Raw genomic sequence first — 20586 nt, 5'->3', positions numbered from 1 at the left:
CTCACGGCCCCGTGCGCATCGCCTGTAGCTGGACCCCGGCGCCCGCCGGGGATCAATGACTTAGCCGACCGAGCCTTCGAGGCTGATCCCGAGCAGCTTCTGCGCCTCGACCGCGAATTCCATCGGCAGCTGCTGCAGCACCTCGCGCGCGAAGCCGTTGACGATCAGCGCCACCGCCGCCTCGGCATCGAGCCCGCGGCTCATCGCGTAGAACAGCTGGTCCTCGGAGATCTTTGAGGTGGTCGCCTCATGCTCGATCTGCGCCGACGGGTTGCGCACCTCGATATAAGGCACGGTGTGCGCGCCGCACTGGTCGCCGAGCAGCAGCGAATCGCACTGGGTGAAGTTGCGCACGCCTTCCGCGGTCGGACCGACGCGGACGAGGCCGCGATAGGTGTTGTCCGAGCGACCGGCGCTGATGCCCTTCGACACGATCGTAGATCGGGTGTTCTTGCCGAGATGGATCATCTTGGTGCCGGTATCGGCCTGCTGGCGGTTGTTGGTCACCGCCACCGAATAGAATTCGCCGACCGAGCCATCGCCGGCGAGCACGCAGGAAGGGTATTTCCAAGTGATCGCCGAGCCGGTCTCGACCTGGGTCCAGCTTACCTTGCTGTTCTTGCCCTGGCAGAGCGCGCGCTTGGTGACGAAATTGTAGATCCCGCCGACGCCATTCTCGTCGCCCGGATACCAATTCTGCACGGTGCTGTACTTGATCTCGGCATCATCGAGCGCGACCAGCTCGACTACCGCGGCGTGGAGCTGGTTCTCGTCGCGCATCGGCGCGGTGCAGCCCTCGAGATAGCTGACATAGCTACCCTTGTCGGCGACGATCAGCGTGCGCTCAAACTGGCCGGTGTTCTCGGCATTGATGCGGAAATAGGTCGACAGCTCCATCGGGCAGCGCACGCCCTCGGGAATGTAGACGAAGGTGCCGTCCGAGAAGACCGCGCTGTTGAGCGTCGCGAAGTAATTGTCGCGCTGCGGCACCACCTTGCCGAGCCACTTCTTCACCAGCTCGGGATATTCCTTGATCGCCTCGGAGATCGAGCGGAAGATCACGCCCGCGGCTTCCAGCTCCTTGCGGAAGGTAGTCGCGACCGAGACGCTGTCGAACACCGCGTCAACCGCCACGCGGCGCTTGGGGTTGCCCTCCGCGTCGAGATCCTCGACGCCGGCGAGCATCTTCTGCTCGGAGATCGGAATACCGAGCTTCTCGTAGACGCGCAGGATCTCGGGATCGACCTCGTCGAGGCTGCCGAGCTTGGGCTTCGCCTTGGGCTCGGCGTAATAATAGGCGTCCTGGTAATCGATCGGCGGCACGTTGAGCTTCGACCAGTCGGGCGCCTCCATCGTCAGCCACAGCCGGAACGCCTTCAGGCGCCAGTCGAGCATCCAGGCGGGCTCGCCCTTCTTGGCGGAAATGTAGCGCACCGTGTCTTCGCTCAAGCCCTTGGGGGCGAAGTCCTGCTCGATGTCCGAGGAGAAGCCCCACTCATAGGTCTTGGAAACGGCCGCATAGGCCTCGGCGTTCTTCGTAGCCATTATGCAATTACCTCGGCGCGCAGCGGCGCGCTGTTCTGGGTCATCTGGGTTGGCGGCGTGCCGGCAAGGGTGGCGAGACTGACCCCGGCAAGGGCACCGCGAACGGCGTTGTTCACCACGCCCCAATGCGGCTTCACCGCGCATTGGTGATCGAGCGAGCAATCCTGGCGACCGGCTCCCTCGACGCAGGCGGTCATCGCGATCGGCCCCTCGACCGCCTCGATGATCTCGGCGAGGCTGATCGACGCCGGCGGGCGCGACAGGCGAAAGCCGCCGCCGGTGCCGCGGGTGCTCTCGAGCAGCCCGGCGGCCGACAGGCGGCTGACGAGCTTCTGCGCGGTCGGCAGCGGCACGCCGGTCTGTTCGGCAAGCAGGGTCGCGTTGAGCCGCGCGAGCCCGCCGCAATGGCGCGCCGCGGCAGTCATCATCACCACTGCATAATCGGCCAGGCTGGACAGGCGCACGTTGCGAACGGTTCTCAAATCGGACAAAATTGATCCGATTGGCAGATGGTCCCGTGCGGCCGGTTCGTCAACCGGGGTCGACGCCTCAATTTGAGATCGCGTCTGCGTCTGTCGTCATTGCCGAGGACCTGTTGCGGAGCGACCGCCCCGGTGCGATTGGCGGGGGCATGCCCTATCTCGCTCGCCCGCTGCTGTTCACGCTCGATCCCGAGCGCGCCCACACGCTGACCATCGACGCGCTGGCGCTGCGCCAGCGGCTGCCGGTCCGCGCGCCGGTCACGTCGCCGCGGCTGGCGACCACCGTCGCCGGCATTGCCTTCGCCAACCCGCTCGGGGTAGCCGCAGGGCTCGACAAGGACGGCAAGGCGATCGACGGCCTGCTCGGGCTCGGCGCCGGTGCGGTCGAGATCGGCACGCTGACCCCGCTGCCGCAGACAGGCAATCCCAAGCCGCGGCTGTTCCGTCTCGCTGCCGATGGCGCGGTGATCAACCGGATGGGGTTCAACAATGGCGGGCTTGCCGCCGGGATCGCCCGCGCCCGCGCCAGCCGCCGCGCCCACGGCGGCAGGCTCGGCATCAACGTCGGCGCCAACAAGGACGCGGCCGACCGCGTCGCGGATTATGTCGCGGGGGTGAGCGCGGCGGCGCCGGTCGCCGATTACGTCACGATCAACATCAGTTCGCCCAACACGCCAGGTCTGCGCGATCTCCAGCACGGCGCCGCGCTGGCCGAGCTGCTCGCCGCCTGCACCGCGGCGCGCGGCGCCACGCCGCTGTTCCTCAAGGTCGCGCCCGATCTCGATCCCGCGCCGATCGACGACATCGCCCGCGCCGCGATCGAGTCCGGGGTCGATGCGGTGATCATCGGCAACACCACGATCAGCCGCCCGGCGCTGCACAGCGCCGACGCCGGCGAGACGGGCGGCCTGTCCGGCGCGCCGCTCAAGCTGCTCGCCCGCCAGCGGCTGGTGGATTTTCGCGCCGCGACCGGCGGCGCGCTGCCGCTGGTCGCCGCGGGCGGGATCGACAGCGGCGCCGAGGCCTATGCCCGGATCCGCGCCGGCGCGAGCCTGGTGCAGCTCTACACCGCGCTGGTCTACGGCGGCCCCGCTTTGCCCCGCCGCATCGTCACCGAACTTGACGCGCTGCTCGCGCGCGACGGCATCGCCCGGGTCGCGGAGGCCGTAGGGGCGGGCTGATGCAAGCGTCTTGCCCTCCGGTCCCCAGCCGTTACGGTCCCCGCCCGATGAAGACGCTTCTGCTCGCGCTCACCGCGCTGTCGATGCCGCTCGCGGCCACCGCCCGGTCCGCGCCCGCCACTCCCGCCAGCAAGCCCCAGGGCATGGTCAGCGCCGCCGATCCCCGTGCGGCGGCGGCCGGTGCCGAAATGCTGAGGGCCGGCGGCACCGCGACCGATGCGGCGATCGCGACCATGCTCGTGCTCAACGTTGTCGAGCCACAGAACTCCGGTATCGGCGGCGGCTCCTTCTGGGTCACCCACACCGCCGCCAGCCGCAAGGTGTCGACCATCGACGCGCGCGAGGCGGCGCCGATGGCGGCCGATCCCAAATGGTTCTACGCCGATGACGGCACCCCGATGAGCCATGCCGAGGCGGTGCCCGGCGGCCGCAGCGTCGGCGTCCCCGGTGCGCTGCGCGCGATGGCGCTCGCCCACCGCCAGGCCGGCAAGCTGCCCTGGGCGACGCTGTTTGCGCCCGCCATCCGCTATGCCCGCGACGGCTTCACCGTCTCGACACGCCTCCACAACGGCCTCAACAACTTCGGCAGCCACATCGATAGCTGGTCGCGCGGCCATTACCTCGGCGCCGACGGCACCGCGCTGCCGGTCGGCACCCTGCTCAAGAACCCCGAGCAGGCGACCCTGCTCGGCCAGATCGCGAGCCGCGGCGCCGACAGTTTCTATGTCGGGCCGACCGCGCAGGCGATCGTCGCCACCGTCAACGGCGCCAACCGCAACCCGTCGAAGATGACCGCAGGCGATCTGGCCAGCTATGATGCCAAGCCACGCGGCGCGGTGTGCGGTACCTACCGGCGCTACAAGATTTGCGGCATGGGGCCGCCCTCGGCCGGCGGCGTCGCGGTGCTCCAGATCCTCAAGCAGCTCGAGCGGTTCGACATGACCGCACTCGGCAAGGATTCACCCGTCGCCTGGCACCTGCTCGCCGAGTCCGAGCGCCTCGCTTATGCCGATCGCGACATGTATCTCGGCGATCCCGACTATGTGTCGGTGCCGGTCAAGGGCCTGATCGACCCGCGCTATCTCGCCGCCCGCTCGGCGCTGATCTCGCCCGAGCGGACGATGGCGACCATCGCTCCCGGCCTCCCCGCCGGCGCCCCGCCGCGGATCCGTGCCAAGGTCAGCGAGGTGCCCGGCACCAGCGACCTCGTCGCGGTCGATCGCGCCGGCAATGTCGTCGAGATCACCACCACGATCGAGGGCTATTTCGGCTCGGGCCTGACCGTCAGCGGCACCGCGCTCAACAACGAGCTGACCGACTTCGATACCGTGCCCGACAAGGATGGCGCGCTCGTCGCCAATCGCGTCGAAGGCGGCAAGCGGCCGCGCAGCTCGATGTCGCCGACGATCGTCTACAACCCCGATGGCACGGTGCGGATCGCGATCGGCGCCGCCGGCGGCGCGACCATCATCGCCCAGGTCGCCAAGGCGCTGGTCGGCGTGCTCGACTGGCATCTGTCGGCGCAGGAGGCGATTGCCCTTGGCCTGGTCTTTGCCCCCGGCCCGGTCGCGACGCTGGAGCAGGGCACCCAGCTCGACGCGATGAAGCCGGCGCTTGATGCGCTCGGCGAGCGGGTGCAGATCGCACCGCTGGGGCTCAAGGCCAACGCCATCGAGCGCGTCGGCGGTCGCTGGGTCGGTGCCGCCGATCCGCGCAGCGAAGGCGTTGCGGTCGGCGAGGATGGCAGCGTCACCCAGATCGTCCGCGTCGGCGCCGCGCCGAACCGCCCGCCCGAATGAAGATGACGGCCGGCCAACGAGCCGGCCGCGGCAGGAGAGAAGCCATGCGCACCCTCGAACACTTTCCCAACCTCGTCACCATGTTCTTCACGCGGGCGCGCGAGAAGGGCGACGCACCGTTCCTGTGGACCAAGCAGAACGGCGCCTGGCAGTCGATCAGCTGGGCCGAGGCGGCGCATCAGGTGGCGAGCCTCGCGGCCGGGCTGAAGGCGATCGGCCTCAAGCGCGGCGACCGGGTGATGCTGGTCAGCGAGAACCGCCCCGAATGGTGCATCAGCGATCTCGCAATCATGGCCGCCGGCTGCATCACCGTGCCCGCCTACATCACCAACACCGAGCGCGATCACGCCCATGTGATCTCCGATTCCGGCGCCTGCGCGATCATCGTCTCCACCGACAAGCTCGCACGGACGGTGCTCCAGGCGGTGCTGCGGACCAATCAGGGCCAGACGGTAATCGGCATCGATTCGATGCGCGCGCCCTCCGCCGGCGTCGACTTCCACAGCTGGCGACAGCTGATCGCCGATCACCCGACCACGCTCGAGGCCGCCGCCGCGGACGCGAGCTTCGCGCGCGGGGATCTTGCCTGCATCATTTACACGTCGGGCACCGGCGGCGCGCCGCGCGGGGTGATGCAGCATCATGGCGCGATCCTTCACAATGTGCGTGGCTGTTCGGCGGTGATCTCGGAGGACTTCGGCTGGGACGACGAGGTGTTCCTGTCGTTCCTGCCCCTGAGCCATGCCTATGAGCATACCGGCGGCCAGCATTTTGCGATCGGGCTCGGCGGCCAGATCTATTATGCCGAGGGGCTCGACAAGCTCGCCGCCAATATCGAGGAAGTGCGCCCGACGATCATGTTCGTCGTACCCCGCCTGTTCGAGGTGCTGCGCACCCGCATTGCCAAGGCGATCGAGAAGCAGGGCGGCGCCTCGGCCTATCTGCTCGCCCGCGCGCTCGATATCGGCGCCAAGGAATATGAGGGCCGGATCAGGCTCGCCGACCGGCCGATGCAGCTGGTGGTCCGCACCCTGTTCAAGCCCAAGATCGCCAAGAAGTTCGGTGGGCGGATGAAGGCGATGGTTTCGGGCGGCGCACCGCTCAACGCCGAGGTCGGGCTGTTCTTCCAGAGCCTCGGCCTCACCTTCCTGCAAGGCTATGGCCAGACCGAGGCTGCCCCGGTGATCTCGTGCAACCGCCCGTCGGCCGGCCTGCGGATGGACTCGGTCGGCCCGCCACTGGTGGATACCGAGGTGCGGATCGCCGATGATGGCGAGATCCTCGTGCGCGGCGAGCTCGTCATGCACGGCTATTGGCGCAACGAGGCCGAGACCGCGCGGGTGCTAAAGGACGGCTGGCTGCACACCGGCGATATCGGCGAGATCGACGCCAAGGGCCGGATCACGATCACGGATCGCAAGAAAGACCTGATCATCAACGACAAGGGCGACAATGTCGCGCCGCAGAAGGTGGAGGGCATGCTCACCCTCCAGCCCGAGATCGGCCAGGCGATGATCGCCGGCGACCGCCGCCCGTATATGGTCGCGCTGGTGGTGCCCGATCCCGAATGGACCCAGGAATGGTGCGCTGCCAACGGCACCAGCTGCAAGTTCGCCAATCTCGCCGAGAACAGCGAATATCGCACCGCGATCGGCCAGGCGATCGAGCGCGTGAACAAGGACCTGTCGGTGACAGAGCGCGTCCGCCGCTTCGTGCTCGCCGACGCCCCCTTCACCATCGAGAACGAGCAGCTGACACCGAGTCTCAAGATCCGCCGCCACATGATCCGGGCGATGTACGGCGAGCGGCTCGACGCGCTGTACAAGGGATAGCACGGCGGAGCAGCACCCGCTCCTGTTCGTCATCCCGAGCTTGTTTCAGGATGACGGCGGGGTATCCGTGGCGCTTCCGATCAGCCCTGCCGCGGCCTAGGCGTCGAGCCGCTTCATCGCCGCATTCCAGCTGGCGATGTTGCACCGCGCCTCCTGGACGAACGGCGAGCGGCGGACGATGCCGAGAAACAGCTCCGCGATCCATTTGCCGGGGTTCCTGAGCGGGCGCTCGACCTGGATCAGCAGCACCACGCGGGTTCCACGGGTGTCGTTCCACACCTCGTGATCATAGGTGTCGTCGAACACCAGCGTCTCGCCCTCCGCCCAGCGGACGATCCGGTCGCCCACCCGTATCCGCACGTCGCCGTCGCGCGGCACCATCAGCCCGAGGTGGCAGGTGATCAGCCCTTTGGTGACGCCGCGATGCGCCGGGATGTGGGTGCCGGGTGCGAGGATAGAGAAAAAGGCGCTGTTGAGCCCTGGGATCTGCTCGACGATCCGCCGGGTATGCGGGCAGCGCGCCAGATTGTCGTCGATCCGATAGCCATAGCCCCACAGGAAGAACGAGCGCCACTTGTCGATCTCGGCGATCGAGCGATGATCGGGCGAGATGGTCGCGAGGCTCGGCGAGGCCCGGCCGCACAGCGCCACCGCCCGCGCCTCGTCGCGGATCGCCTGCCACTCGGCGCGTAGCAGTCCGGTCCAGGCGAAATCGCGGACGTCGAGCACCGGCTCGTTGCCGACCAGCGACGAGGCGGCGATCAGCCGGTCGAACAGCCCGCGCAGATGCTTGCCGACGCGGATGATCAGCGGCCGCCCCGCCGCGGCGACCATGGCGGGCGGATTGCGGTCGCGATCGCTGCCCGCGCCAGAATTCCGCCACATTGCAGGCCCCGCCCCGCCGTCCATCAAGGCCGTCACTGTCCACCATCTCACTGTGCCACCGTCCTCGCGCTCGCATCCATCGATGCGATCAGCCGGCCGCCGTTTGTTTCACCGTGGGGCTAGCCGTGTTTCTGGTCGAAATCATGGCGCTAGCCGGGCGAGGACATGGTCCGGCAGGTCGCGCTGGCAGGCCCCTGCCCATGTCGCTAGAAGGCAGGCCATGGCGTTTTCCCCCCGCGCATTCGCGCCCGTATTCCTGCTCGCCCTGGCGATCCCGGCCTTTGGCCAGTCTACCCCCAAGCCCACGGCCACGGCACAGCCCGCGGCCAAGGTCGACACCACGGCCTGGCTGTACAAGGGCAGCGACCTGCCGCCCGACCCCGCCTGGTCGTTCGGCACGTTGCCCAACGGGTTGCGCTACGCGGTGCGCAAGAATGGCGTGCCGCCGGGGCAGGTTTCGATCCGCGTCCGCATCGATGCCGGCTCGCTCTACGAGCAGGACAGCGAGCGCGGCTATGCGCATTTCATTGAGCATCTGTCGTTCCGCGGCTCGGAATATGTCCCCGATGGCGAGGCCAAGCGGGTGTGGCAGCGGTTCGGCGCCACCTTCGGCTCCGATTCCAACGCGTCGACCACGCCGACCCAGACGCTGTACAAGCTCGACCTGCCCTCGGCGACGCCACAGACGCTCGACGAGAGCATCAAGATCCTGTCGGGCATGATGGAGCAGCCGGCGCTGACGGACGCCGCGGTCGCCGCCGAGCGGCCGATCGTGCTCGCCGAGCGCCGCGAGCAGCCCGGGCCGCAGGTGCGCCTTGGCGACACCGTCAACGCCACCTTCTTCGCCGGCCAGCCGCTCGCCGATCGCTCGCCGATCGGCACCATCAAGACGCTGGAGGCCGCGACCGGCGCCAGCATCAAGGCATTCCACGATCGCTGGTATCGCCCGAGTCGCGCGGTGGTGATCATCTCGGGCGACATGGATCCGGCCCTGCTCGGCCAGCTCGTCGTCAAGCATTTCGCCGACTGGCAGGGCGCCGGCCCCGCGCCTGCCGATCCTGATTTCGGCAAGCCCGACCCCAGCCAGCCAACCGCGGCGACGCTGGTCGAGCCCGGCCTGCCGCCGCTGGTCATGCTCGGCACCATGCGCCCCTGGCATTTCAACAACGACACCGCGATCTTCAACCAGAAGCGGATGATCGATACGCTCGCGGCGCGGATCATCAACCGCCGCCTCGAGCGGCGCGCGCGCGCCGGCGCCAGCTTCGTCCAGGCGAGCGTCGATCTCGACGACACCTCGCGATCGGCGAACATGACCTCGGTGACGATCCTCCCCGTGGGCGACCAATGGGAGCAGGCGCTGAAAGACGTCCGTGCCGAGATCGCCGATGCGCAAAAGACCGCGCCGAGCCAAGCCGAGATCGACCGCGAATATGCCGACTATGAGGTGGCGATGCGCAACAGCGTCGAGACTGCGCGGGTCGAGGCAAGCGCCAAGCAGGCCGACGACATGGCCGGCGCGCTCGACATCCGCGAGACGGTGACGGCGCCGCAGAACCAGTATGACATCCTCGCCGATGCCAAGAAGGCGGGGATGTTCACCCCCGACAACGTGCTCACCTCCACCCGCAAGATCTTTACCGGCGATGCGACGCGGGCGCTGGTCAACACCCGCACCGGCGACAAGGGCGTCGCCGAAAAGCTCGCCGCCGCGCTCAAGGCCGACGTCTCGGGGCTGACGATCAAGCGCAGCGCCCAGGCCGCGGTCGATTTCTCCAAGCTGCCCAAGCTCGGCGCGCCCGGCACGGTGGCGACGCGCGAGCAGCTCGCCGGGCTGCCAGTCGAGAAGGTGGTGTTCGCCAATGGCGTGCGGATGCTGCTCTTCTCCAACACGGCCGACAGCGGCCGGGTGTTCGTCCGCGTTCGCTTCGGCGGCGGCTATAATGCGCTGCCCGCCACCCGGCCGAGCCCGGCCTGGGCAGGCGATCTCGCGCTGATGGAAAGCGGGATCGGCAATCTCGGCCAGGACGATCTCGACCAGCTCACCGCCGGGCGCCAGATGGGCCTCGACTTCGGCATCGACGACGATGCCTTCTCGGTCGCGGCGCTGAGCAGCCCCAAGGACTATGCCGACGAGCTCACCCTCATCGCCGCCAAGCTCGCCCAGCCGCGCTGGGATGCAGCACCGGTGGCGCGCGCCAAATCGGCGGCGCTCACCGCCATCCCCGGCTATACCTCCTCGTCGGACGGCATTCTGTCGCGCGATCTGGAAGGCCTGCTTCGCGCCGGCGACCCGCGCTGGGTGACGCCCGACGCCAAGGCGGTCGATGCGCTCACCCCCAAGTCGTTCCAGGCGCTGTGGGCGCCGCTGCTCGCCAGCGGCCCGATCGAGGTCGACGTATTCGGCGATGTCCAGCCCGACGCGGCGATCGCCGCCGTCGCCAAGAGCCTTGCCGCGCTGCCACCCCGCACCACCCCGGCCATGGCGGCACCAGCCGTGCGCTTCCCCGCGCATGTCGCCACTCCCGTGCTGCGCAGCCATGATGGGCCGGACAACCAGGCTTCGGCGGTGATCGCCTGGCCGACCGGCGCCGGTCTCGACGACATCGCCGAAAGCCGTCGGCTTGATGTGCTCGCCCAGGTGTTCAGCGATCGGCTGTTCGAGCGGATGCGTCAGGCCGCAGGTGCAAGCTACAGCCCCGGCGTGGTGAGCCAATGGCCCAAGGGCCTGCCCGGCGGCGGCCGGCTGATGGCGGTGAGCCAGGTGGCGCCGGAAAACGTCACGCTGTTCTTCAAGCTGTCGCGCGAGATCGCCGCTGATCTGGTCGCCAACCCGATCTCGGCCGACGAGCTCGCCCGCGTGAAGGGGCCGCTCAGCCAATATTATGCGCGCGCCTCCACCAGCAGCTTGTTCTGGCTGCGCGAGCTGTCGGGCGGCGCCTACGACCCGCGGCGCCTGGAAGCGACCCGGCGGATCGGCCGCGACTTCGGCGAGGTCACCCCGGCGGTGCTGCAGGCGACCGCGGCGAAATATCTGCTGCCGGCCAAGGACTGGACGATGGCGGTGCTGCCGAAGAAGCTGGCGGCGAAGTAGCGCGCACCGCGCTCCTGCGGCCGCAGGAGCGCGGTGCCGCTAGCGGCAAACCCACCGCGGCGGAAACAATCCCTTTCCCTGCCCCGGCTTGATCGCGGGGCCCGGCCGCGCCACATGCAGCGCATGTTGATCGAGACCGAAGCCACGCCCAACCCGGCGACGCTCAAATTCCTCCCCGGCCGCGTCGTGATGGACGCCGGCACGCGGGACTTTGCCACCCCCGAGGAAGCGGACGCCAGCCCGCTCGCCGAGGCCCTGTTCGCGCTCGGCGACGTCACCGGTGTGTTCTTCGGCCGCGACTTCGTCTCGGTGACGGCAGCGCCCGGCGTCTCGTGGCCCGGACTCAAGCCTGATGTGCTCGCGATCCTGCTCGATCATTTCTCCGCCGCGATGCCGCTGTTCAAGCCGGCCAGCGCCGGGTTCAGCGTGCCGAGCGCCGAGGATGACTTCCAGGACGATCCCGCCGATGCCGAGATCGTCGAGCAGATCCGCGACCTGATCGACACCCGCGTGCGCCCGGCGGTGGCGAACGACGGTGGCGACATCGTTTATCGCGGTTTCGACAAGGGCAAGGTGTTCCTGCGCATGCACGGCGCCTGCGCCGGCTGCCCCTCCTCCACCGCGACCCTGAAAAATGGCATCGAGCAGTTGCTCAAATATTACGTGCCCGAAGTCACCGAAGTGAGGGCCGTCTGAACATGGCCGCCCCGCTCGACGACGCCGCGCTCGACACCATCTTCCGCACCGCGCGCAGCTTCAACCATTACACCGACCAGCCGGTCGGCGAGGACCAGCTGCACGCGATTTGGGAGCTGATGAAATGGGGGCCGACCTCGGTCAACCAGCTGCCGGCGCGGCTGGTGTGGTGCACCAGCGACGAGGCCAAGCAGACACTCGCCGCTGCGGCCAGCGGCAGCAACGGCCCCAAGATCCTCGCCGCACCGGTGAGCGTGGTGATTGGCATGGACGTCAACTTCCATGAATATCTCCCCGAGCTGTTCCCGCACGTCGACGCCAAGGCGTGGTTCGACGGCAACAGCGAGCTGCGCGAGGCGAGCGCCTTCCGCAATTCGACGCTGCAGGGCGCCTATTTCATCATCGCCGCCCGCGCGCTGGGGCTCGATGTCGGGCCGATGTCCGGCTTCGACGCCGGCCTCGTCGACAAGGCGTTCTTCGCCGACGCGCCGGGGGTGCGCACCAACTTCATCGCGACGCTGGGCTATGGCGATCCCGCCTCGGTCCACGAGCGTTCGCCGCGTCCCGCGTTCGACAAGTTCAATCGTATCGCGTGATGCCGTCGGCCCGCCCCGAATCGGGGTAGCGGCCGCCGGCATGACCGTCCACAGGCGGGCATGATCGACTCCCCTTTCCCTCGTACCTTGGTGATCGACACCGCCACCACCGCCTGTTCGGTGGCACTGATCGAGCAGGACAGGGTGATCGCCCGCGATCATCTGGTGGTCGGCCGCGGCCATGCCGAACAGTTGGTGCCGATGATCGCCCGGCTGCCCGATGGCGGCTGCGCCCCACGCATTCTGGTTGACGTTGGCCCGGGGAGCTTCACCGGCGTGCGCGTCGGCATCGCTGCTGCGCGCGGGCTCGCGCTTGGCTGGGGGGCCGTGGCACACGGCTACTCCAGCCTGGCCCTGCTCGCCGCCGCCGGCTTCGCCACGCGATCGCTGACCGATCTTGCGGTGGTGCTCGAGGGAGGGCATGGCGAGGTCTTCATGCAAGCGTTTGCCGCCGATCTGACGCCCCTCGCGCCGCTCGTCTCGCTCAAGCCCGAGGCCGCCGTTGCCGCACTCGGCACGCGCCTCGCCATCGGCAATGGCGTCGGCCGCCTCCTCGCGGTCGATCCCGCCATCGAAGCGCTGGAAGCGTTGCCCGACGCGGCAGATGCGATCCTGCTGCCGCTCGCCCTCGCCAGCCTGCCGCCGCGCCCGATCTATGGCCGCGCGCCCGACGCCAAGCTGCCCGGCGGGATCACCCCGGCCTGATGGCGACGCGCTCGATCCTGCTCCGCCCCGGCGACGCGCGCGATATTGGCATCGTTGAAGCGCTGATGCTCGCCGCTTTCGACCCGCGCTTCGGCGAGGCCTGGACGCGCAACCAGTGCCTGGGGGTGATGGCCATGCCCGGCGTCCGCGTGACGCTGGCGCAGATCGACGACGAGCCCGCCGGATTCGCGATGGTCCGCAGCGTCGCCGACGAAGCGGAACTGCTGCTCCTCGCGGTCGATCCCCGCCATCGCCGCCGCGGTATCGGCACCGCCCTGCTGCGCGGCGTGATCGCCGAGGCAAAGGCGACTGGCATCGCCGATCTCCACCTCGAGGTCCGCTCGAGCAACGAAGCCGTTGCGCTCTACAAGGCACAGGGATTCGAGAAGGTCGGCGAGCGCCGCGGCTATTATCGCGGCCGGTCGGGTGACGTCCACGATGCTCACACCTACCGCCGGCCGGTCTAGCCCTCGGCCTTACCCGCCCCGATCCGTCATCCCCGCCCGAGCTGGAATATCTTGGGGACAAAGAGCGCCATTAGGGACAATTCCGGCTTCCGCCGGGATGACAGCGGATCGGCTAATCGACGGCTCATCCTTATTGCGAGTCAGTTTCGCTTCTCGCAACAAGCGGATGGGGTTAAGGAAGCATGATGCCTCGCAAGATCGATCTCGAAGCCCTCTGCAACCAGAAGGGCCTGCGCATCACCGAGCAGCGCCGGGTGATTGCCCGTGTGCTCTCCGAGGCGGAGGATCATCCCGACGTGGAGAAGGTCTACGAGCGCGCCTCGGCGATCGATCCCGGCATCTCGATCGCCACCGTGTACCGCACCGTGCGGCTGTTCGAGGAAGCTGGCATCCTTGATCGCCATGATTTCGGCGATGGCCGCGCCCGTTACGAGCCCTCGCCCGAAGCGCATCACGATCATCTGATCGACGTCGAAAGCGGCAAGGTGATCGAATTCGTCGATCCCGAGCTCGAGCTGCTCCAGAAGGCGATCGCGGAGCGGCTCGGCTTCCGTCTGGTCGACCATCGCATGGAACTCTACGGCGTCTCGCTCGACCGCAAGGTGTGAGCGACGTTTGGTGACGCGTGGGTAGCATCCGCCTCGCGCTCCGGCTGACCGCGATGCTGCTGGCGCTGCTGATCGCGCTGGTGCTGCACGGATTGTGGCGGCTGCTCCGCCTCCCCTCGCCCTGGCCGCGCCTGCTGCTCGGGTTGATCGCGCGCATCGTCGGCGCCCGCCGCCGCATCGTTGGCCAGCCTCGCCGCCGCGACGTGGTGTTCGTCGCCAACCATCTCAGCTGGATCGACATCCTGCTGATCGCCGGCGCGACCGGCAGCACCTTTGTCGCCAAGTCTGAACTCGCCAAGGCGCCGCTGGTCGGCTGGCTGTGCACGCTCAACAACACGCTGTTCGTGTCGCGCGAGGATCGGCTTCAGGTCGCCAGCCAGATCGGCCGGCTGCGGGATGCGCTTGCCGACGGCTGGGCGATAACGATCTTCCCCGAAGGGACCACCGGCGACGGCAAGACGCTGCTGCCGTTCAAGTCGGCGCTGCTCGCCGTGCTCGAGCCGCCGCCGCCCGGCGTGCTGATCCAGCCGCTTCGCATCGATTACGGCGCCGCCACCGATGACCTCGCCTGGGTCGGCGACGAACCCGGCCAGCACCATGCCGCCCGCGTGCTGCGCCGCCGTGGCAGCTTCGTCGCCACGCTTGCATTCCTCGAGCCGTTCGACCCGCTCGCCTTCGCCGGGCGCAAGGCGGTAGCTGCCGAGGCGCGCCGCCGGATCGAAGCCGCGCCGGCGCGCGGGTAGCGAAACGCGCGCGCTTGGGCTATGCGCGCGGCGCATGAAGCCCAGTCCCAAGACCTTCCACGTCAAGTCGTTCGGTTGCCAGATGAACGTCTATGACGGCGAGCGCATGGCCGAGTTGATGGCAGCGCAGGGCCTCGCCGCGACCGACGATGCCGGTGCCGCCGACCTGGTGGTGCTCAACACCTGCCACATCCGCGAACGCGCCACCGAAAAGGTCTATTCGGACATCGGCCGACTGCGCAAGGACGCGGCCAGCAAGGGCGTCGCGGCGCCGATGATCGCGGTCGCCGGCTGCGTCGCGCAGGCCGAGGGCGAGGAGATCGTCCGCCGCGCCAAGGTGGACGTGGTGGTCGGTCCGCAGGCCTATCACAATCTGCCCGCGCTGGTCGCCCAGGCCGCGGCGGGCGCCGCCGCGCTCGACACCGACATGCCGGTACTGTCCAAGTTCGGCTCGCTTCCGGCGCGACGCAAGGTCGGACCGTCAGCCTTCCTCACCGTGCAGGAAGGCTGCGACAAGTTCTGCACCTATTGCGTCGTGCCCTACACCCGCGGCGCCGAGGTCAGCCGGCCGTTCGCCGCGATCGTCGACGAAGCAAAGGCGCTGGTCGACGCCGGCGCGCGCGAGATCACGCTGCTTGGCCAGAACGTCAACGCCTGGGAAGGCGAGGACGCCGTCGGTCGTGTGCATGGTCTCGACGGGCTGATCCGCGCGCTCGATACAATCCCCGGCCTCGCCCGGATCCGCTATACCACCAGCCATCCCAACGACATGCGCGACGGCCTGATCCGCGCGCATGCCGAGGTCGAGTCGCTGATGCCCTTCCTCCACCTGCCGGTGCAGGCCGGGAGCGATCGGGTGCTCAAGGCGATGAACCGCAGCCATGATCGCTATTCGTACCTGCGGCTGCTCGATCGGGTCCGCGCAGTGCGGCCGGACATCGCGCTGTCGGGCGACTTCATCGTCGGCTTTCCCGGCGAGACTGATGCCGAGTTCGCCGAGACGCTCAGCCTGATCGATGCGGTCGGCTATGCCCAGGCCTATTCGTTCAAATACAGCCCCCGCCCCGGCACCCCCGCGGCGACGATGACCGCGCAGGTCGCACCCGAGGTAATGGACGAGCGGCTCCAGCGGCTGCAGGCAGCGCTCAATCGCGACCAGCACGCCTTCAACGCGGCGACGGTGGGCCGGCAGTGTTCGGTGCTGATCGAGCGCCGTGGCAAGCTACCAGGGCAGATGCTCGGCAAGTCGCCGTGGCTTCAGTCGGTCCACCTGCTTACCGAGGCGCCGATCGGTGCGATGGTCGAGGTGGACATCGTCCGCGCCGATCCCAATTCGTTGAGCGGCCTCGCGCGGTTGAAGGTCGCGGCCTGATCCCGCGACGGCGCTACGCGTCGCCCTTCGGCGTCAGCACCGCCACCGCACGGGCGACGAGTTCGTCCTGTTCTACCGGCACCGGCTTGGCTGAATCCGGCAGGGTGCCGGCTATTTCAGCGGCCGCGGCAAGATTGTTGTGCCGCTCGGCCAGCGCCTGATGCGCCGCGGCGACGGCGGGATCCGTGGTGCGCTCGGCGAGCAGCGCTTCCTGCTCGGCACGGCGCCGATGGTAATCGGCCTGGTCCGCCCAGGACCGTTCCGCGCGTATCGGATCATCGTCGGGGCGGGCCGTTCCACTGTTCATCGTACATCCTTTTACGAACGATACGCCATTGTGATGCCGAAACACCTCAAGAGACTAACCCAGATCAGGCCGGATAACGCATCATTCTGGTTTTATCTCCATGGAGAAGCAGACATTTCCAAAGGGTTCCGTGCCTTGCCACGATTACGGCATCTCGCAATTGTACCGGGCGAATAATCAGGGCTGTCGCCCGAGGCAGCGGCCTGCCACACTCGCCGGCGATGCAGCTGCGCCGTTTCGCGACTCGCCCCTTGAACGCGGGCCGTGCCACCCTCACCTCCGCCTTGGCGCCCGGCATCTCCGATGCACCCCGCGCAATGACCCCCGAAAGGACCGCATGAGCCGCAAGCCTGTCCCCGCCCATTCCGGTGAACGCAGCCGTGTAGAAGTGTTGTTCGACAAGCCCCAGCTCCTTGCCGCCCTGTTTGGCCATTATGACCAGAACCTCGTCGCGCTGGAAAACCGCCTGGGGGTCTATATCACCGCGCGCGGCAACCGTGTCGGGCTCGAGGGGACGGCCGAGCAGGTGGCGATCGCGCGCGACGTGCTCCAGGATCTCTATGCGCGCATCCAGCGCGGCGAGGATGTCGATACCGGACTGGTCGACGCCGCGATCGCGATGAGCCACGAGCCGGTGCTCGACGGCATCATCAGCACCGAACGCTCGGCCGCACCATCGATCATGATCCGTACGCGCAAGAAGACGATCGTACCGCGCACGCCGGCGCAGGCGCATTACATGCGCGAACTCACCACCAACGACATGATCTTTGCGCTCGGGCCGGCAGGCACCGGCAAGACCTATATTGCCGTTGCTCAAGCGGTCGCGCAGCTGATCACGGGCAGCGTCCAGCGGCTGATCCTGTCGCGCCCTGCGGTGGAAGCGGGCGAGAAGCTTGGCTTCCTGCCCGGCGACATGAAGGAGAAGGTCGATCCCTATCTGCGCCCACTTTACGACGCGCTCCACGATTGCCTGCCCGCCGAGCAGGTCGAGCGGCGGATCGCCAGCGGCGAGATCGAGATTGCGCCGATCGCCTTCATGCGCGGGCGTACGTTGGCGGACGCCTTCGTGATCCTCGACGAGGCGCAGAACACCACGCCCGGGCAGATGAAGATGTTCCTCACCCGCTTCGGCCAGAACAGCCGGATGGTGATCTGCGGCGATCCCAACCAGACCGATCTGCCCGGTGGCGTCGCCGCATCGGGCCTTGCCGATGCGACGATGCGGTTGGAGGGGGTCGAGGGCATCTCGATGACCCGCTTCACTACCGCCGATGTCGTCCGCCACCCGATCGTCGGCCGGATCGTCGAAGCCTATGAGGGCACCAATGCTTGAGATCGCCCTGACCCGCGAAGACCCCTGGGCCGACATCGATTGGGACGACCTTGCCGCGCGCGCCGCGCGTGCCGCGATCGAGCGCACGCCGCACGGCGAATTGCTGACCAGCGCGGCAGCGGTCGAGGTGTCAGTTCGGCTGACCAGCGATGACGAGGTCCACACCCTCAACCGGCAATATCGGCAGAAGGACAAGCCTACCAACGTCCTCTCCTTCCCGATGGTTCAGCCCGATCTGATCGACACCGTCAGCCAGAATTCGGACGATGGCGAACTGCTGCTCGGCGATATCGTGCTGGCCCACGGCGTGTGCGTCGCCGAGGCGGCCGAGCGGGGTATCCCGGTGGAAGCGCATGCCACCCATTTGCTGGTGCACGGCACGCTGCATCTGCTAGGCTATGACCATCTGGGGGATGATGAGGCCGAGGCCATGGAGGAGATCGAGCGCCAGGCGCTCGCCTCGCTCGGTATCGCGGACCCTTATCTGATTCGCGAGGACTGAACTTACTGCCATGGCAGAGGACCGAAGTAGCGCCGGCAACGGCGACTCCAACGACAGCATCTGGCGCGGGCTGAAGACCCTGATCTTCGGCGATCAGGGGGAAGACACCCTTCGCGACCAGCTCGAAGAGGCGATCGATCGCCACGAGGACGATCCCGCTCCCGATGCCAAGGGCGATCTCACCCCGCTCGAGCGGCAGATGGTGCGCAACCTGCTCCATTTCGGCGAACGCGACGCCGGCGACGTCGGCGTGCCCCGCGCCGACATCATCGCGGTGGAGGAAGCCACCAGCTTCGACCATCTCGTCCAGATCTTCGCCGAGGCCGGCCACAGCCGCCTGCCCGTCTACCGCGGCGAGCTCGATACGATCATCGGCATGGTCCACATCAAGGACGTGTTCAACATTCTCGCCACCGGCGCCGCGCATCCCGAGAGCATCGCTGCGCTGATCCGCGAGCCGCTCTACGTGCCGATGTCGCGTGGTGCGCTCGATCTGCTTGCCGACATGCGCGCGAGCCACGTCCATCTTGCCGTGGTGCTCGACGAATATTCGGGCACCGAGGGCCTGGTGACGATCGAGGATCTGATCGAGGAGATCGTCGGCGAGATCGAGGACGAGCATGACGAGGCGCCCGAGGCGCTGCTGGTACCGCGCGACGGCGGCATCTGGGATGCCGATGCCCGCGCCGAGCTCGAAGACGCCGCCGAGATGATCGACCCGCGCCTCGGCGAGGCGGACAGCGACGTCGACACGCTGGGCGGCCTTGCCGCGGTGCTCGCCGGCCGCGTGCCCGCCACCGGCGATTGCGTCGATCACCCCAGCGGCTGGCGTCTTGAGGTGCTCGATGCCGACGAGCGTCGCATCCACCGCCTGCGGCTACATCCGCCGGTGCCGGTGGAAGAGGACGCGTAATCGCCCGTCATCCCGGGCTCGACCCGGGATGACGAGAAACATGGCGCCGCGCACCATCTGCGGCGGCCCCGCTTGCTCCCTCCCCACTCCCCGCCTACCTTCCTTCTCATGCTCAAGCACGTTCTGCGCGTCATCGCGCTCCTCGTCGTCGTCGCCATCGCCGGGATCATCTATGTCGCCTGGCCGGACAAGGCGCAGGTGCCGTTCGACCAGGTCGTCGGCCGCCGCCCGTCAATCACCGATTCGCGCATCCAGACCATCCCCACCGTCAAGGTCGCCGACGTGATCGGCTGGCAAGGCAATGCCGCGCCATTCCCGGCGGCCGGTCTTAAGATCCAGCCGTTCGCCGCGAACCTCGATCATCCACGCTGGCTGTATCGCCTGCCCAACGGCGACGTGCTGGTCGCCGAGACCAACTCGCCGCCACGCAAGGGCGGCGGCATTACCGGCTGGGTGATGGGCAAGCTGCTCGGCAAGGCCGGCGCCGGCGGCGCGTCCGCCAACCGTATCACCCTGCTTCGCGACGCCGACGGCGACGGCGTGGCCGAGCAGCGCCACATATTCATGACCGGCCTCAACTCGCCCTCGGGGATGACGCTGTTCGAGGGTCAGCTCTACATCGCCAACACCGATTCGCTGGTTCGCGTCCCCTATGCCGATGGTGCCACCAGCATCACCGCCAAGCCGGAGCTGGTGGTGAAGCTAAACGGCGGCGGCAACCATTGGGCGCGCAACGTCATCCCCAATACCGATGGCCGCACCCTGCTGGTCAGCGTCGGCTCGTCGTCCAACATCGCCGAGAACGGCATGGATGCCGAGAAATTCCGCGCCAACATCCTTCAGGTCTGGCCCAAGGAAAAGACCTACCGCATCTACGCCTCGGGCCTGCGCAACCCCAACGGCATGGCGATCAACCCCGACACCAAGGGGCTGTGGACGGTGGTCAACGAGCGCGACATGCTCGGCTCCGATCTCGCACCCGATTATTTGACGCAGGTGGAGTTCGGCGACCAGTTCGGCTGGCCCTGGTATTATTGGGGCGGCTATCCCGATACGCGGGTCGACCCGCCGAACCCGCAGCTCCAGCAATATTCCAAGCGCCCCGACTATGCGCTCGGGCCACACGTGGCTGCGCTCGGGCTCGCCTTCGCCAATGACGCCAAGCTCGGCGGCCAGTTCGCGCGCGGCGCCTTCATCGGCGAGCATGGCTCGTGGAACCGCAAGCCGGTGTCGGGCTATAAGGTGGTGTTCGTGCCGTTCGCGCCGACCGGCTTTCCGCTGCCCAACGCAAAGCCGATCGATGTGCTTACCGGCTTCCTCGATGCCGATGGCAAGGCGCACGGCCGCCCGGTCGGCGTGATCACCGACAAGACCGGCGGGCTGCTGGTGGCGGACGACGTTGGCAACAAGGTGTGGCGGGTCAGCGCCAAGTAGCGGCAGGCAAATTCGTCATCCCAGCGAAAGCTGGGATCTTCCGCGATGACGCCGTGTCGCCCGACCACGCCTACACTCCAGCTTCGCTG

The 20586-nt window shown here is 68.0% G+C and carries 19 protein-coding genes; 15 read left to right on the top strand and 4 right to left on the bottom strand.

What is annotated here, in order from left to right; genetic code table 11:
* Positions 1-60: 60 nt before the first annotated feature.
* Together sufB and OXR60_RS10455 are read right to left on the bottom strand one after the other, a co-directional pair.
* Entirely contained in the window at positions 61-1545 is a 1485-nt protein-coding gene (gene sufB / locus OXR60_RS10460; RefSeq protein WP_267395839.1) for a Fe-S cluster assembly protein SufB, read from the bottom strand.
* Positions 1545-2009, bottom strand: coding sequence for an SUF system Fe-S cluster assembly regulator (locus OXR60_RS10455; RefSeq protein WP_267395930.1), 465 nt, complete (start codon positions 2007-2009; stop codon positions 1545-1547). The genes sufB and OXR60_RS10455 overlap by 1 nt, the downstream gene beginning before the upstream one ends.
* Positions 2010-2176: 167 nt before the next feature.
* On the opposite strand from OXR60_RS10455, the gene OXR60_RS10450 reads away from it, so the two are divergent.
* From OXR60_RS10450 to OXR60_RS10440, 3 genes are read left to right on the top strand one after another with little or no spacing between them, the layout of a single operon-like run.
* Positions 2177-3208, top strand: coding sequence for a quinone-dependent dihydroorotate dehydrogenase (locus tag OXR60_RS10450; protein WP_267395838.1), 1032 nt, complete (start codon positions 2177-2179; stop codon positions 3206-3208).
* 47 nt (positions 3209-3255) lie between these two features.
* Positions 3256-5007: a gamma-glutamyltransferase gene (ggt, locus tag OXR60_RS10445; RefSeq protein WP_267395837.1), complete on the top strand. Its 1752-nt coding sequence runs from the start codon at positions 3256-3258 to the stop codon at positions 5005-5007.
* Between the two features lie 44 nt (positions 5008-5051).
* Positions 5052-6839: an AMP-dependent synthetase/ligase gene (locus OXR60_RS10440; RefSeq protein ID WP_267395836.1), complete on the top strand. Its 1788-nt coding sequence runs from the start codon at positions 5052-5054 to the stop codon at positions 6837-6839.
* Positions 6840-6935: 96 nt separating this feature from the next.
* Here OXR60_RS10440 and OXR60_RS10435 read toward each other — a convergent pair whose 3' ends face one another.
* The gene (locus OXR60_RS10435) at positions 6936-7724 is read right to left on the bottom strand and encodes an aspartyl/asparaginyl beta-hydroxylase domain-containing protein (protein WP_267395835.1); all 789 of its coding nucleotides are present in this window, start codon (positions 7722-7724) and stop codon (positions 6936-6938) included.
* A gap of 220 nt (positions 7725-7944) precedes the next feature.
* On the opposite strand from OXR60_RS10435, the gene OXR60_RS10430 reads away from it, so the two are divergent.
* The 8 genes from OXR60_RS10430 to miaB all read left to right on the top strand — a co-directional run bounded on the left by OXR60_RS10430 (position 7945) and on the right by miaB (position 16005).
* A complete protein-coding gene (locus OXR60_RS10430; RefSeq protein ID WP_267395834.1) occupies positions 7945-10818 on the top strand; it encodes a M16 family metallopeptidase in 2874 nt (957 codons plus the stop codon).
* 123 nt (positions 10819-10941) lie between these two features.
* A complete protein-coding gene (locus OXR60_RS10425) occupies positions 10942-11514 on the top strand; it encodes a NifU family protein (protein WP_267395833.1) in 573 nt (190 codons plus the stop codon).
* A 2-nt stretch (positions 11515-11516) separates the two neighbouring features.
* Positions 11517-12110, top strand: a complete 594-nt coding sequence (locus OXR60_RS10420; protein ID WP_267395832.1) for a malonic semialdehyde reductase — start codon at positions 11517-11519, stop codon at positions 12108-12110.
* A gap of 60 nt (positions 12111-12170) precedes the next feature.
* Positions 12171-12815 (top strand): tRNA (adenosine(37)-N6)-threonylcarbamoyltransferase complex dimerization subunit type 1 TsaB, encoded by a 645-nt coding sequence (gene tsaB / locus OXR60_RS10415; RefSeq protein WP_267395831.1) that lies wholly within the window; start codon positions 12171-12173, stop codon positions 12813-12815.
* Positions 12815-13282, top strand: coding sequence for a ribosomal protein S18-alanine N-acetyltransferase (gene rimI, locus OXR60_RS10410; RefSeq protein ID WP_267395830.1), 468 nt, complete (start codon positions 12815-12817; stop codon positions 13280-13282). Before tsaB ends, rimI begins: the two co-directional genes overlap by 1 nt.
* A gap of 185 nt (positions 13283-13467) precedes the next feature.
* Complete coding sequence (locus OXR60_RS10405) at positions 13468-13890, top strand: Fur family transcriptional regulator (protein WP_267395829.1); 423 nt, start codon at positions 13468-13470, stop codon at positions 13888-13890.
* Positions 13891-13907: 17 nt separating this feature from the next.
* On the top strand, positions 13908-14633 hold the full coding sequence (locus OXR60_RS10400) for a lysophospholipid acyltransferase family protein (protein ID WP_267395828.1): 726 nt from the start codon (positions 13908-13910) through the stop codon (positions 14631-14633).
* Between the two features lie 34 nt (positions 14634-14667).
* Positions 14668-16005: a tRNA (N6-isopentenyl adenosine(37)-C2)-methylthiotransferase MiaB gene (gene miaB / locus OXR60_RS10395; RefSeq protein ID WP_267395827.1), complete on the top strand. Its 1338-nt coding sequence runs from the start codon at positions 14668-14670 to the stop codon at positions 16003-16005.
* 13 nt (positions 16006-16018) lie between these two features.
* On the opposite strand, the gene OXR60_RS10390 is transcribed toward miaB, so the two are convergent.
* Entirely contained in the window at positions 16019-16312 is a 294-nt protein-coding gene (locus tag OXR60_RS10390; protein WP_267395826.1) for a hypothetical protein, read from the bottom strand.
* Between the two features lie 337 nt (positions 16313-16649).
* Here OXR60_RS10390 and OXR60_RS10385 point away from each other — a divergent pair, with 337 nt between their 5' ends.
* The 4 genes from OXR60_RS10385 (at position 16650) to OXR60_RS10370 (ending at position 20497) form a co-directional block, all read left to right on the top strand.
* Entirely contained in the window at positions 16650-17648 is a 999-nt protein-coding gene (locus tag OXR60_RS10385; protein ID WP_267395825.1) for a PhoH family protein, read from the top strand.
* Positions 17641-18150, top strand: a complete 510-nt coding sequence (gene ybeY / locus OXR60_RS10380; protein WP_267395824.1) for an rRNA maturation RNase YbeY — start codon at positions 17641-17643, stop codon at positions 18148-18150. The genes OXR60_RS10385 and ybeY overlap by 8 nt, the downstream gene beginning before the upstream one ends.
* Positions 18151-18160: 10 nt before the next feature.
* The gene (locus OXR60_RS10375) at positions 18161-19063 is read left to right on the top strand and encodes a hemolysin family protein (protein ID WP_267395823.1); all 903 of its coding nucleotides are present in this window, start codon (positions 18161-18163) and stop codon (positions 19061-19063) included.
* Positions 19064-19171: 108 nt separating this feature from the next.
* Positions 19172-20497: a sorbosone dehydrogenase family protein gene (locus OXR60_RS10370; RefSeq protein ID WP_267395822.1), complete on the top strand. Its 1326-nt coding sequence runs from the start codon at positions 19172-19174 to the stop codon at positions 20495-20497.
* The last annotated feature ends 89 nt before the right edge of the window (positions 20498-20586 follow it).

The organism is Sphingomonas sp. GC_Shp_5, from assembly GCF_026540855.1.
In the GTDB taxonomy this organism is placed as follows: domain Bacteria; phylum Pseudomonadota; class Alphaproteobacteria; order Sphingomonadales; family Sphingomonadaceae; genus Sphingomonas.
Note: the sequence above shows the minus strand (reverse complement) of the source record. Positions and strands in the feature narration are given on the sequence as shown.

Bases quoted from the DNA above. Each gene is read 5' to 3' on its own strand.
- OXR60_RS10385 (WP_267395825.1), top strand. From the start codon at position 16,650: ATGAGCCGCAAGCCTGTCCCCGCCCATTCCGGTGAACGCAGCCGTGTA.
- miaB (WP_267395827.1), top strand. From the start codon at position 14,668: ATGAAGCCCAGTCCCAAGACCTTCCACGTCAAGTCGTTCGGTTGCCAG.
- OXR60_RS10390 (WP_267395826.1), bottom strand. From the start codon at position 16,312: ATGAACAGTGGAACGGCCCGCCCCGACGATGATCCGATACGCGCGGAA.
- sufB (WP_267395839.1), bottom strand. From the start codon at position 1,545: ATGGCTACGAAGAACGCCGAGGCCTATGCGGCCGTTTCCAAGACCTAT.
- OXR60_RS10425 (WP_267395833.1), top strand. From the start codon at position 10,942: ATGTTGATCGAGACCGAAGCCACGCCCAACCCGGCGACGCTCAAATTC.
- tsaB (WP_267395831.1), top strand. From the start codon at position 12,171: ATGATCGACTCCCCTTTCCCTCGTACCTTGGTGATCGACACCGCCACC.
- OXR60_RS10375 (WP_267395823.1), top strand. From the start codon at position 18,161: ATGGCAGAGGACCGAAGTAGCGCCGGCAACGGCGACTCCAACGACAGC.
- ybeY (WP_267395824.1), top strand. From the start codon at position 17,641: ATGCTTGAGATCGCCCTGACCCGCGAAGACCCCTGGGCCGACATCGAT.
- ggt (WP_267395837.1), top strand. From the start codon at position 3,256: ATGAAGACGCTTCTGCTCGCGCTCACCGCGCTGTCGATGCCGCTCGCG.
- OXR60_RS10420 (WP_267395832.1), top strand. From the start codon at position 11,517: ATGGCCGCCCCGCTCGACGACGCCGCGCTCGACACCATCTTCCGCACC.
- OXR60_RS10430 (WP_267395834.1), top strand. From the start codon at position 7,945: ATGGCGTTTTCCCCCCGCGCATTCGCGCCCGTATTCCTGCTCGCCCTG.
- OXR60_RS10440 (WP_267395836.1), top strand. From the start codon at position 5,052: ATGCGCACCCTCGAACACTTTCCCAACCTCGTCACCATGTTCTTCACG.
- OXR60_RS10405 (WP_267395829.1), top strand. From the start codon at position 13,468: ATGCCTCGCAAGATCGATCTCGAAGCCCTCTGCAACCAGAAGGGCCTG.
- OXR60_RS10450 (WP_267395838.1), top strand. From the start codon at position 2,177: ATGCCCTATCTCGCTCGCCCGCTGCTGTTCACGCTCGATCCCGAGCGC.
- OXR60_RS10435 (WP_267395835.1), bottom strand. From the start codon at position 7,724: ATGTGGCGGAATTCTGGCGCGGGCAGCGATCGCGACCGCAATCCGCCC.
- OXR60_RS10370 (WP_267395822.1), top strand. From the start codon at position 19,172: ATGCTCAAGCACGTTCTGCGCGTCATCGCGCTCCTCGTCGTCGTCGCC.
- rimI (WP_267395830.1), top strand. From the start codon at position 12,815: ATGGCGACGCGCTCGATCCTGCTCCGCCCCGGCGACGCGCGCGATATT.